This is a genomic window from Anaerolineales bacterium (assembly GCA_015075725.1).
GTDB lineage: Bacteria > Chloroflexota > Anaerolineae > Anaerolineales > Villigracilaceae > Villigracilis.
This window is the reverse complement of record JABTTV010000001.1, coordinates 2,843,128-2,856,004: the sequence shown is the minus strand read 5'-3', so window position 1 is coordinate 2,856,004 and position 12,877 is coordinate 2,843,128. Positions and strand designations below refer to the sequence as shown.

The 12,877-nt window shown below is 54.5% G+C and carries 11 protein-coding genes; 1 reads left to right on the top strand and 10 read right to left on the bottom strand.

Going from position 1 to position 12,877, the window contains the following annotated elements:
* Positions 1-4: 4 nt before the first annotated feature.
* The 5 genes from HS100_13705 to HS100_13685 all read right to left on the bottom strand — a co-directional run bounded on the left by HS100_13705 (position 5) and on the right by HS100_13685 (position 7,643).
* Entirely contained in the window at positions 5-1,480 is a 1,476-nt protein-coding gene (locus HS100_13705; protein MBE7434967.1) for a hypothetical protein, read from the bottom strand.
* Between the two features lie 79 nt (positions 1,481-1,559).
* On the bottom strand, positions 1,560-2,183 hold the full coding sequence (locus tag HS100_13700; protein ID MBE7434966.1) for a hypothetical protein: 624 nt from the start codon (positions 2,181-2,183) through the stop codon (positions 1,560-1,562).
* Positions 2,184-2,319: 136 nt separating this feature from the next.
* Positions 2,320-3,426, bottom strand: coding sequence for a DUF1669 domain-containing protein (locus tag HS100_13695; protein ID MBE7434965.1), 1,107 nt, complete (start codon positions 3,424-3,426; stop codon positions 2,320-2,322).
* A gap of 92 nt (positions 3,427-3,518) precedes the next feature.
* The gene (locus HS100_13690) at positions 3,519-6,476 is read right to left on the bottom strand and encodes a HEAT repeat domain-containing protein (GenBank protein MBE7434964.1); all 2,958 of its coding nucleotides are present in this window, start codon (positions 6,474-6,476) and stop codon (positions 3,519-3,521) included.
* A gap of 69 nt (positions 6,477-6,545) precedes the next feature.
* Complete coding sequence (locus HS100_13685; GenBank protein ID MBE7434963.1) at positions 6,546-7,643, bottom strand: DUF2652 domain-containing protein; 1,098 nt, start codon at positions 7,641-7,643, stop codon at positions 6,546-6,548.
* Between the two features lie 120 nt (positions 7,644-7,763).
* Between HS100_13685 and murJ the strand changes: the two genes are divergently transcribed.
* On the top strand, positions 7,764-9,350 hold the full coding sequence (murJ, locus tag HS100_13680) for a murein biosynthesis integral membrane protein MurJ (protein ID MBE7434962.1): 1,587 nt from the start codon (positions 7,764-7,766) through the stop codon (positions 9,348-9,350).
* A gap of 17 nt (positions 9,351-9,367) precedes the next feature.
* On the opposite strand, the gene HS100_13675 is transcribed toward murJ, so the two are convergent.
* The 5 genes from HS100_13675 to HS100_13655 form a co-directional block, all read right to left on the bottom strand.
* On the bottom strand, positions 9,368-9,820 hold the full coding sequence (locus HS100_13675) for a divergent PAP2 family protein (GenBank protein ID MBE7434961.1): 453 nt from the start codon (positions 9,818-9,820) through the stop codon (positions 9,368-9,370).
* Positions 9,817-10,062, bottom strand: a complete 246-nt coding sequence (xseB, locus tag HS100_13670; GenBank protein ID MBE7434960.1) for an exodeoxyribonuclease VII small subunit — start codon at positions 10,060-10,062, stop codon at positions 9,817-9,819. Before xseB ends, HS100_13675 begins: the two co-directional genes overlap by 4 nt.
* Before the next feature lie 26 nt (positions 10,063-10,088).
* Positions 10,089-11,291: an exodeoxyribonuclease VII large subunit gene (gene xseA / locus HS100_13665; protein MBE7434959.1), complete on the bottom strand. Its 1,203-nt coding sequence runs from the start codon at positions 11,289-11,291 to the stop codon at positions 10,089-10,091.
* A gap of 102 nt (positions 11,292-11,393) precedes the next feature.
* Positions 11,394-12,185, bottom strand: coding sequence for a tryptophan synthase subunit alpha (locus HS100_13660; GenBank protein ID MBE7434958.1), 792 nt, complete (start codon positions 12,183-12,185; stop codon positions 11,394-11,396).
* A gap of 10 nt (positions 12,186-12,195) precedes the next feature.
* Positions 12,196-12,876 (bottom strand): hypothetical protein, encoded by a 681-nt coding sequence (locus HS100_13655; GenBank protein MBE7434957.1) that lies wholly within the window; start codon positions 12,874-12,876, stop codon positions 12,196-12,198.
* Position 12,877: the final 1 nt, after the last annotated feature.

Below are 12,877 nucleotides of genomic sequence, written 5' to 3'. Positions count from 1 at the left end.
CGTATCACGGTGTAATGACTTCATAAAGCACGGATTGATCGTCCCGATAGACCTCGCGCAGACCCGGGTCGTTCTCCGCCTGCTCGATGAACCCGCCATGGTTCAGGTCAGTATGCACGAAACGCGCGCCAAAATCCGACCGGATGAAGCGGGAGGGATTTTCCACTTCGCCGCGGGTGATCTTCACCCATTCGCGATAGAGGTCCGGGCTGTAGATCTGGAAATACGTCGGGTCGAGTCCGGCAAGATATGTGTTGCGAGAATTGTAAAAGAACAGGCGCGGGAAATCGTCCCAATCGGTCTGAAAAATGATCTCGCCTTCATTTGTGTTTTGAGCCAGCCAGGCAGACGAGCCTTCGTAAAGGTCGTAGGGTTTGGAATCCGCGAGTTGCCTTTGAACGGCGGGGAAGGCTTTGACCATCCCCGCGATGATGGTAAGGGAAAGGACGACGGCAAACGGGGATGCCTGTTTCTTTGTCGTCAGCCGCATCAGCAAACTGTTGTCGAAATCGAACATGGACGCCCATGAAAACGCCGCGAAGATCAACGCAAAAGGCGGGAAGTATTCGATGAACCTTCTTGCTTGAAAGAGCATCGCGCCGAAGAGAAGGACGGCGAATAACGTGGTGGCGATGCGCGTGTTCATCCGGCGCCCCGTCAGCCCGAGAGCCAGCACGCCGACGGTAAATGCGACCAGTGCGGGCAGGGAATTTTCCAAAAGCTGGCCTGTGTCGTATGGGTACCATTCGTTACCGACCTTGATCGACTCAGCCAGTTCGAGTTTGGCAATAAAATGATGATAGGTGAAGATCAGGTTATTCGGGAAGTATGGGTTGACGATCAACCCGGCAAGGATGCCGATGCCCGCATAAGTTAATGGACGCAGTTCAAGTCGGTTTTCGAGTAGGGCAACCGCAACCGTATAACACCCTGCCAGAAGGATCATCAGCGGGAAGGCGTTGTACATCCAGACATACAGGAAAGACAAAACAGCAAGATGTTTGTATCTTCCTTCGAACATCCATGCCAGACCCAGCGCCATGACGCCCAGCGAAAGCGACTGGGCGCGCGATATGGACATGCGGTACAAAAATGCCTCGGAAATTCCCAGCAAAGCCAGCGCCCACAGCCAGGCGTAGGGAATCTTTTGCCGGTGGAACAGGTACCATACCGCGGTAAATGCCAGCGCCGAGAAAGTCACAGCCGCCCATTTTGCACCAAGCCGCAAGTCGCCAAATGTAAAGGGGATCAGCGCGACATGGTAAAGGAAATGGTGGTCGTAAAAATCCTCACCATTGAGAATACTCATCGGCAGATAGGGAAAGTCCGGTTTCAAGCCTTCGGTGCGCATCAGCCAGGCAAATTTGATGTGATAGAAACCGTCGTTATCGGGCAGGTCCGGGGTCGAAAATTGAATGACCGCCATGCCGGTAAAAAATAAACCAAAAAGAACAAGGGGAATAAAGGTCTGCCTGGTCATATCCGTTGGTATCCACTCGAAAATCAGGTCGCCTGGAGAGGATTTCCAGACGACCTGTATTGCCACATTCTAGCAGGGACTAGTCGTCATCGCTGCCGCCCGAACCGGAATTGTCATCGTCACCGTTGTCATTGCCGCCGGAACCGGAATTATCATCGTCGTTCGAACTGCCATTCGAGTTGTCGTCGTTGGAATTGTCGTCATTCGAATTGTCGTCGTTCGAGTTGTCGTCGTTGGAATTATCGTCATTCGAATTGCCATTCGAATTGTCATCGTTCGAATTGCCGTTCGAATTGCTGTTTCCATTGGCATTGGCGTTGTCGTTGCCATTGGAGTTCCCGTTCGAGTTTCCGAGTCCACTGTTAGTGTTGTCGTCGTTGGTATTTGCATTGTCGCCAGCAGGCGGCTCGACGCGGGTCACAACAAGGGAGCCGTCCGCCTGAACTTCAGCTTCGATCTTGACCGTATCGCCAACTTCAAAGGGTCCGTCGCGCAGGACGGATGGTTCGACCGTGATCACCTGCCCGTTGACTGTCCATTGATTCCCATCGATGGCTTCGATCACGCCGGTAAATTCGACCAGCGATGCGAGCGGCTTACCAGACCCGGCGGAGGTCTCTGTTCCCGCCGCCCCGCCACAGGCACTGATCAACATCGCAGTCAACGCTGCCAGGACCAAAAACAAATTGGAGTACTTTTTCATATTTCACCTCGTTTCAGAATTGGTTGTATACATCCTGAAAGTCGCCGGGGTGGGCAAAAAGTTACGGCTCCCGCCAGGTAATTTCTGGTCGGGGCGAGAGCCGGTTTTTATCCTTTAATTGGGTCACGTGTATTTTTTACTTGGATTCCCCGAAGATGCGGCGGAATTCATCCATGAAAAGGGAGGCGATCCCGTCATGATAGATCACCAACAGGTTTTCGTCGTTGCGGGATTCGGCGCTATTGGTGAAATTGTACGACCCAACGATGACGATGCCTTCGTCCACGATGATGATTTTGTGATGCATCTGTCCTGCGTTGCCGTCCTTGTAGACCTCCAAACCCGCCTGACGAAAAGGATCGAACTCGGTTCCCTGATTCGATTGAACCTGTTCCTCGTCCATGACCCCCGCCACAGTGACGCCTTCCCTTGCCCGTGCGCGGATCGCATCTCCCAGCGGGTCGGCAGTGAACGAAAACGCCATGAAGTAAATGCTTTCCTGCGCCTCGCTGAGAATATCGACAAGAATGGATTGAACGCCGTCATCCGGCGAGAAGTATGTATCCACCGGCGTCCCATCGATGGTCACGCGCGGATTCGGGGTCTCGGCGAGGATGTTATCTCCGAAGCGGTCTTCGACGAACATCTCCTCGAATTCCCTGGTGTAATTTTCCGCCATCTTCACCGAACGGATGCGCAGCATGACGTTATTATCTTCATATGCGCCGCTGTCGGTATAGTTCATCCCGCCCACCCATACCTCGGAACCGTCAATGACGACGAACTTGTTGTGCATCAACCCTTCGCGCCGGTCGCCGAGGAAAGGAATGCCCGCATCCTTCAACCTCTGCGGGTCGGAGCGGTCGAGGTTGTCGCTCTCCATCACAATGCGTACCCTTACCCCGCGGTCGTGAGCGCGCAGCAAGGCGTCGCGAACGCTGTTCAGGCTCATGCTGTAAATCGCGACGTCCACGGTCAGCCTGGCAGAGTCGATTGCTTCCGCGAGGGGTCCATCGATACCGCCGGTTCGTTGAGGCGCAAGCGGACTGGCGGGGTTCGTGAAGTAGATTTCGATCCAGCCGTCTTTGAATCCATATCCCGCGCCGAGCTCGATGGGCGTAAATTCGTCGGACCCAACGGAAGGAGGAGGAGTTTCGGGAATCGATGTCGGCGAAAGATCGACGCAGGCTGTAATGAGGATCGAGAGGATTAGGAGAATTACCGAAGAATGATTTCGTTTCATGGAAGTCCTTTTACGATTGACGCTTCCGGTTTAACCAACCACGCACGCAATGCCTTACCTGGAACCTGATACCTGACACTTGACACCCCTCATTACTTCCTCAACGACGCCTCTTTCAATCTTTGACCTAATACTTTCATTACCGCGAGACTTACATCCGGGCGTTCACGGATGAGCCCTTCGAAACTTTTCTGGTCGATGCACAGGGTGCGCACGTCGCCGACCGCAACCAAAGACGCCATGCGCGGCTCGCGTCCAATGATGGACATCTCGCCGACATAATCTCCCGCCGTGCGCCTTGCGATCTCCACCTCCGCGCCATCTTTATGGGAACAAACCTTCACCTCGCCGCTGACAATGATGAACATGACGTCACCCGTCTCGCCTTCGCGCGCGATCTCTTCGCCATCGCTGAACACCTCCTCTTCCGCGAGCAATGCCACCTGTTTGATATCCACCGGCGTGAGGTTGGCGAACAAGGGCACGCGCTTGAAAAACAAAATCCGGTCCATCAAAGACAGGGTCTCAAGGTTTTCCATGGTCTTTACTCCCGTTCGGTGCGCGGCATAAGCGGCGCAATCTCGTATCCATTCATCGGGGTCGTTCAGCAATCGTTCCCAATCCGCCGATCCCGTCCCGGCGATTTCATTTTCCCACAACATGGTCAATGGTTGAACGATGTCCTTATATTTCGAGCTGATTGTCTCCAACGCCTCGATCGCATCCGCCCGCCTGCCTGCGTCGCGCGTTTCAAGATTTTCGACGGCGAGATTCATCGACTCTCGATCGCCCAGCAAACCGATGGCGCGCAGTGCGAGGATTCCATAGCGATGGGATTTTTCATGCAGCGATTCTTCGAGCAGACTCATCGCCTCATTCTCGACCTGCAAATTGATCCCGCGCCGCAGAGCATCGTACCCGCCGGAACGGGATACAGCCATCTGCGCAAAGTCCAAAATGGGTTTGGCGGGTGGAAGCGGCAAAAATTCAAGTGTCCGCAATGCGCCTTCAGCATAGGATTCATCGGCGAGCAAATCCACAACGGAATTGGTGACAGAGGGTCCGATTCTCCCAAGCAGCGCCGCGGAGGTTTCGCGTGAAGCGGAATCTTTAAGCGAATTCAAAAGATGGGGAATCGAGTCCTCCGCGTTGATCTTCGCCAAGGATGTCAGCACCGTATTGCGGACAGCAGGTTGAAGTCCGCGGTCGTGCAATTCGTTGACGAGGAATTCGAAAGCCTCCTTATCGCCCCATTCACCCATCGCTTCAATAGCCGCAACACGGGCATCCAGATCGCCCAAGGCTGCGGTACGGCGGAGGTGAGATTTCGCATCCGCTGAATGAGGAGAATTTGTCGATCTGAGAATTGCCAATGCGGCGGTCGTGCTGACCTTTGCATTTTCATCATCCAAAAGCGGAAGGAAGAGTCCTGTCAATGCCGGCGAGGCGGGAGAAAGTTCTTTCAGCGTGGAGACAGCCTGGGCGCGCACATCTGGCTCGGGGTCGGAAAGCGAGGCGGCGATGTCCAACAAAGCGGAAGTCGCTTTGGAATGAGATAAAGCCTTGAGGGATGAAACACGTACGAGCGGATCCACATCGCTTATTCCAGCGATAAACGCAGGAGTCGCTTCTTCCAGGGCAAGGTGACCGATGATCTCGGTGGAGAGGCGCCGAACAACGGGGTCGGGATCGTGCAGGCTGTTGAGGGCTGTCGCAACTGCGGCGGCATCCTTGCGAAACCCGCCGAAGGGGTGTTCTTCGCTGAAAAAGATCTGCGGGCGGCCTGCGCGAAGGGCTTCCACCAGGGAAAGGTTGTAGCCGCGCCAGGCTTTGATGATGACATAGGAGCATAGAAGCGCGGCTGCGAAACCGACCAGGTAGAGTTGCTGCGGATCAAGCGCCTGTTCGCCGACAACGAGAATACCACCCGCAATGAACACGCCCGCCTGTTCGGGCACGCCGCCAATAAAGGCGCGGACTTGATCGCGTTTCTCATTGGGGACGACGTTGAACATCGTCTGCCAGGCAGGGTCGGCAATGCCGGAAAGTAAAAGCATTTGAATGAATCGAAAGGCGGCAACCACGACGAAATACGGCGCAAAAATGAGCGCGCCGAAACCAAGCACATAGGAAAATTGGAATGCAAATACGCTCGCCATGATGCCGATGCGGGCAAAGAGGCGGTTGGCGATGAATAGCGAGGTGAGAAATGCGCCCGCGGTGGTCAAACCGTTGAACACTCCAAGAAAGGTGGCGATGGAATTTTCATCCACATACCGGTCGGTCACAGCGCGCGAGAACGGCAATGCAATCGAAAAATACAGAACGGAAAAAAGAATGGTGGATGCGGAAATGGCGGTCAGGAATTGCGACTTGCGTACGTACTGGAAGCCGCGCTGCATCTCCTGAAGCACGGTCGGCTGCCTGCGTTTGGATCGGCGTTGAGGCTCGGATTCGAATCTCCGCCCGGCAAGCAGGGCCCGGTTGAAGAAAAAACCGGCAAACAGTAATCCCGCCCAAAGGAGAAGCAGGTTTTCCGTACCGACGTATCTTACGAGCAAGCCGGTGGCAAAACCGCCAATGACCTGTCCGAAAATAAAGGAGGCATTGAACAATGGGAATAACCGTTTTGCCTGCCGCGTATCGCAGACCAGTCCCGCCACGCCCCACATCATCAAACTGACGAGGGCGTTCAACACTTCCTTGCCGAGCCAAAGGCCGGGATAAAGCCATACCTTGCCGCTGATGATGGCGATGCGGGCGACGATCAGGACAAGCGCGATGAAGATCGGGATGGCGGGATAGACAATGCGTTTCGGAATTTTCCCCAAGGCGGCGGTCACAAAGAACGAGGTGATCATGGCAGTGATCCCCAGGCCGATGTACATGTATGGAAGGAATTCCACGCCGAAACGGGCAAAAAACAGCGCTTCGATGCCCGTACCTCCCAACGCGGAACCCATCGCGCTGAAAAGCGTGACGCCAACCATCAGAGCGGTCAGGCGTCCTTCGCCGGGCTTGATGGAAAGTAATGAAAGAAGGCGGGGCATCAAATTATGAGGGTTTCTTTGTTTTTTGGAATCCAGAAAAATAAGGAAAGGGGGGAATTCTTCGGCCGATCATTCCGCTTTCGACTTCGCAAATTCCTCCCCAGCCATGTGGGCGGCTTCACGGAGTTTCGCGTCGTACTGATGCTGGTTTATCAGCATCGCACGGATCATCATGCGGCGCAGAAAACGCGGAATGGGCATATTCGCTTTCATAATATCCACAACACGCGTGCCTCCCCCGGGGGTCGGTTCAAAGCGGATGGTTTCGATAAAAGTGAGTTTTCCGTTTTCATACGATTCGCAGGTGGAATACTCGAACGGACGCCAATCCCGCGTGATTTCAGTACTGAGGCTTTTGCCATGCGCACAATGGTTGCTGGCGCCACTACCCGCGCGCCCTTTCGGCCTGTCGCCATTGAACCAGGTGACATGTCCGCCGTTCCAGATATTGCGTTTGATCGGGTCCTGCATCCATTCCCATGTCACGGCGGGCGGCGTGGGGAAATCAACCGTCAAAACGAGATCGGCGTCTTTTTCTTCCAGCACAAATCGGCGCGCTTCCGTGATTTCCTTGTAGCGTTTGTGCAAATCGATATTGAAGGTCTTGATCTCACCGAGATGTTCGTACTCCTCCAATTGGATATGCGTACCTTCAAGAGTCAAACCGAGGTCGTTCAGGCATTGTTCGGTAAGCATCATGTAGGCCCGCCAGCCCGTTACCTCGCTGACATGATTCTTCGAGAGGCGGTGGATCAGGTTCACATCCGAGCCGACCAACTCACGGGTGTTGGAAATGTTCTGCACCATGTAATTCCCGCAGTGGACGATGAATTTCAGATCCAGGGTCGGGATGTTGATGCAGGCGTTGCACGTGCAGGTCGTTTTGCGCTTCATCGAAAGTTGGCGGTCGCGGAACGCCACGTAGATCGATTCGATGAATTCCAACATCGTGTCGCCGCGCGTGAACACATTTCTGTCTGCATATGCAAAGACTGCGTCTCCCTCCAGTTTGGAAATCGTCATCAAAGGCTTGATGTTTTCCACGAGCAGTTCGAGCAATTCGGTGAGAATCTCATGCGAATGTTCGAGTTCCGTCCTGGCGACGAACGAGGTATAGCCGGATATATCGGCAAGGACAAAGAATCCGTGCTGCGCGGTAGTTGACATGGTTGGTCGCAATTATAATCCCCGACCCTCCGCCCCGCCCCACCCAAATGTGGCGTTGTCATATTTTAGTGAGGACTTGGCAGAAAGGAGGGTGCGAGCTCTCGTTTATAATCCTTCACCATGTCTGAATCAGCAAACAAACAGATCGCGCGCGCCGCGGGAACGGTGATGGCGGCGATCCTTTTCGGTCAACTGATGGGATTGGCGCGCGGCATATTGGTCGCCCGCGCGTTCGGCGCATCGCCTGAACTCGATGCTTTTTTTGCGGCGAACCGCGTCTCTGAGACTTTGTTCCTTCTCGTTGCTGGAGGCGCTCTGGGATCAGCCTTCATCCCGACCTTTACAGGATTGCTCGCCCGGGACGAAAAAGACTCAGCGTGGAGACTCGCCTCTTCTCTCGCAAACGCGGTCACGCTGACGCTCAGCCTGCTTGCGGCGCTAATCGCCTTGTTCGCCCCGCAGGTCGTACGCTTCGCCCTCGCACCGGGCTTATCCGCCGATCCCCAACTTTTCGCGCTGACAATTTCCCTATTGCGGATTCAATTGATCTCTGCCATCCTTTTCGGATTGGGCGGCTTGATCGTGGGCATCCTCAACGCGCACCAGAAATTCTTGATCCCCGCATTGACTCCCGCCTTATATCAATTGGGGATCATCTTCGGCGCGATCGTTCTCGCTCCCTCCATGGGAATTTTTGGTCTTGCCTGGGGCGTGGTGATCGGGGCAATCTTTTATCTATTCGTACAGATACCTTCCCTTCTGCGGCTTGTCACCGGTCAATCAGCTCTCCCCATGTTCAGCCTTTCGCTCGGGCTACACGACTCAAACGTCCGCCAGGTGATTCTACTCATGGGACCCCGACTCATCGGCGTGGCGGTGGTACAGTTAAACTTTTGGGTCAACACCTGGCTTGCTTCGCAAATGGCATATGGAAGCGTGAGCGGTCTGTATTATGGATTTTCCCTGATGATCATGGCGCAGGCGGTCATTGCGCAATCTGTGGCGATCGCCGCCATGCCGACATTCTCGGCCCAGCACGCTTTGGGCAAACAGGATGAGATGCGCTCGTCACTGGCTTCTTCGCTTCGCGGCGTGATACTTCTGGCTTTGCCTGCCAGCGCCGGCTTGATGATTCTGCGCGAGCCGATCGTTTCCCTGCTTTATCAGCGCGGCGAGTTCGACGAACGGTCCGTGCAGCTCGTGGCGTGGGCGCTCCTCTGGTATGCGGCAGGGATGCTCGGTCACAGCATCATGGAAATCCTTACCCGCGCCTTCTACGCCCAGCACGACACGAAGACCCCGGTCATCATCGGCACGGTGGCAATGATTTTGAATGTCGTTTTCAGTGTGGCTTTTTCGAGACTCTTCGAATCCTTTGGCTGGATGCCACACGGCGGGTTGGCGCTGGCAAATTCGCTGGCGACCGCACTCGAAGCGACCGCATTGTTCGTCACGATGCGAAAACGATTGAACGGAATTGAAGGCGGACACATCCTGCGCGGGGCATTCCCCTCTCTGATCGCGTCCGGCGGGATGGTTATTGCGCTTTATGCTTTATTGAACTATAGGAATTCCGCCAATGTCTGGATTCTTGTCCCCATTGGCATCGCGCTTGGCGGCGCGGCATATCTCGGCGTGCTATGGATCCTTCGCGTGCCTGAATTGGGTTACATCGCAAATGGAATCTTGAGAAGGATTAGACGATAAAACGCTCCGCCAACCCGCTACTTCCAAATCAGCCATTGAACAAAGCCGACCAATAAACCGAGGATGATGCCGCCGATCACTTCCAGCGGGGTGTGACCGATGACCTCCTTTAATTCGTCTTCGCTCCACATGTGACCGTGCAATAGCTCATCGAACAACAAGTTGATGCGTTCGGCATGTTTGCCCGCCTGCCTGCGGACTCCCGCCGCGTCGTGCGCGATGATCATGGTCACGCCGACAGCGACGCCGAAGAGCGGGTTATCGAAGCCGTAATACAACCCGACTGCAAGGGTTCCAGCCACCATCAAAGCGGTGTGCGAAGAGGGCATCCCTCCCGCCGCAAAGAACATCGCCCACATCCATTTGCGCGAGCGCAGGTATTCGGTGGGAATCTTCAAGGCTTGCGCCAAAATCCAGGCTGCCATCACGGCGATCAAAACCTTGTTCTGTAAAATATCGAGCAGGTTCATTCGGATTCTTCCTCGAATTCGACCAGCGACTCCCCGGCAATTTTCTGCACTTTGAGTTGAGCAGACTCAAGCAGTGCGCCGCAATGCGCGACCAAAGACTGCCCGCGCTCGAACAGTTTCATCGCCTCATCGAGCGGATTCTGTTCCCCCTCCAGCGCTTCGACGATCCCCTCCAACTCTGAGAGCGCTTCTTCGTATGTCAACTCCTCAACAGGTTTTTGGGCGGGTTTTGATTTTGCCATATCAACTCCGATATTCGACCATCGAATTACGATTTTCGTTCCACTTCGAACTTTCCATCGCTGACTCGAACGTTCATTTCACCTTTCGCCTCCGAGACTGTGGCGACGACCTTGCCATCATCCTTGCGTGTGATGATAGCATATCCGCGCGAAAGGATTCCTTCCGGATTCAAGGCGCTCAGTCTTTTAGATATTCCATCTACGCGCGAAACTTGCAATCGGATGCGGTGAGTCAATGCGGAAAGGATGCGGCGTGAGAGTCCGTCAAGATGTTGTATCTCGGATTGGATGCGTCTTTCAGGCGAGACGAATCTCAAGCGCACGGTCAGGGCCGAGAGAAAAGTCCGATGGTCAGCGTGCAGGTTCGAGATTAAGTCTGTGAGGCGTGTTTGGAAATTGGTAATTTGGAATTGGAGGTCATCCAAAGTAGTTTGAGTCGCGAGTTCGGCGGCGGCGGTGGGAGTTGGGGCGCGAAGGTCCGCTGCGAAGTCGCAGAGGGTGAAATCCGTTTCGTGACCGACGCCGCAAATGATAGGCGCTTTGGATGCCGCAACCGCGCGGACGACGCGTTCATCGTTGAACGCCCACAGGTCTTCAATGGAGCCGCCGCCGCGCGCGAGGAGGATCACGTCGGAAGATTGGAGGGTTGGAGATTGGAGGGCAGACACGAGGGCGGGAGGCGCATCCAAGCCTTGAACGGGAGCGGGAGCGAGAATCACTTCTGCAAGTGGCAAACGACGACGCAGGGTGTTGAGGATGTCGCGCAGTGCTGCGCCGGTCGCGGATGTGACGATGCCGATCTTTCGCGGCAGTTCGGGAATGGGACGTTTGCGTTCGAGGTCGAAGAGACCTTCGGCTTCGAGTTGGGCTTTGAGCCGCAGGAATTCTTGAAAGAGCGCGCCTTCACCCTTGGGACGAATCAGATTCGTAATGAGTTGATACTGTCCCTGCGGTTCGTAGACAACGATCTTGCCGTGCGCCTCCACCGCTGCGCCTTCCTGTAATGCAGGCCGGGTTCGCATGGCATCGGTCTTCCACATCACACAGCGCAGGGAGGCGTTCTTGTCTTTGAGCGTGAAGTATATATGTCCCGACGCGGGACGCGAGAGGTTCGATATTTCACCCGTCACCCACACGTCCTGCAATTCGGGATTGTCTTCGAGTAATCTTCGAATGCGAAGTGTGAGCTGGGAGACGGTCAGCGTTTCGGTGAAAAGAGCGGGCTGCATGCAAAGCAAGGATAACTTAAAAGGGATGAAACCGAAAGGACGGTTGCCGTGCAGAACGCTTTGGTTTGAAGAGCGATCACAGTGGAGAATTGATTGCCTGATCTAATTTCTCAACTCAGACAACGCGCTTCGGAACTCCGCCGCAAACTGTTTCGCGGTTTCAACAGGCTTTGGGCTACCCCCGATCAATTTCACACACGCCGAACCGACAATAACTCCGTCCGCCATCTTGCCAACTTGTCTGGCTTGCTCGGGTGTGCCGATCCCAAATCCCACGCACACCGGCGCGGACGTATGCTCGCGTACCTGCGCGATCAATTCGCCAAGCCCTTCCGCCAGAGATTTGCGCTCGCCCGTGATGCCTGTCACCGAGACGAGATATATAAATCCCTTCGCATTACGGGCAATCGCTTCCATGCGCTCATCGGGCGAGGTCGGCGCGAGCATTTGAATCAATGGCGGCTGTAGGGGCGACGCATGCGTCGCCCCAACGAATTCGTCTGATTCTTCCAATGGCAAATCAGGAACGATAAACCCATCTGCCCCTGCTTCAATTGAGTCATGAATGAATCTCTCCAATCCATATGCCAGCATGGGATTGTAGTACCCCATCAAAATCAGGGGAATGGTCACGCCGCGCTTGCGCAATTCCTTCACGGATTCGAGCGATTTCTTGACAGTGATTCCTTTTTCCAGGGCGATCTGTGTGGCTTGTTGAATGACAGGTCCATCCGCGAGCGGATCGGAGAAGGACAGTCCCACCTCGATCAGGTCTGCGCCGTTTTTGGCGAGCGCTTCGATCACGTTGACGGATGTCTCCAAATCAGGGTATCCCAATGGAAAGTAGGGCATGAAAATGGGTTTCTTCTGAAAAGCGGTGTCAATTCGGTTCATGGGAATTTCCTCAATTGGTGATGACGCGGCTTTGTTCCACCACCGCCAGTGGCGAAAACAAACGGATATTCGCTTCGATTGCCCGCAATTGCGATTCCACCGCTTCAACGGGAACGCCCGCAGGCGCGTACACGACATACAATGCATGAGTTGTTTCAGGAGAAATGGGAGAAAGGTTATCCTGCCCGTAGATGGTGCAGCAGCAAATGCCATGTGCATCTTTCATGACCATGTCGCCTGCATAGATCTCTTTCGTGACATTATTCATCTGGGTCATCTGATCGCCCTTTTGGGCAACATCGATCGAGATCGAGCCTTGCAGTTTGGATACATCATGTCCCGCCGTCAACGCCAATGTATCCACTTCGGCAATGAAATTCGAATCCACCAACGGCGAGACGGTTGGCAGGTCCTTGTTTTTCAAGGCGATCGATTCAACTTGTTGCAACACGTGATACGTTTTGCTGAACCGCTTATAGTACTGGACATATGCCAGCATCGCCGGTATGGATAAAAAATCCTGTCGGGTATGGCCTTGATACTTCTCCCGCAAATGCGTTTCGACCTCCCGCTTGCGTGCATCAAACTCTGCCGAAGCGATCGTGTTATCCACGCCAGAGACTTCCAACAAGCCGATCGAAGCGCCAGGATGCTCAGACTTCCATGCTTCTGTTACAGTGATGGATAACATA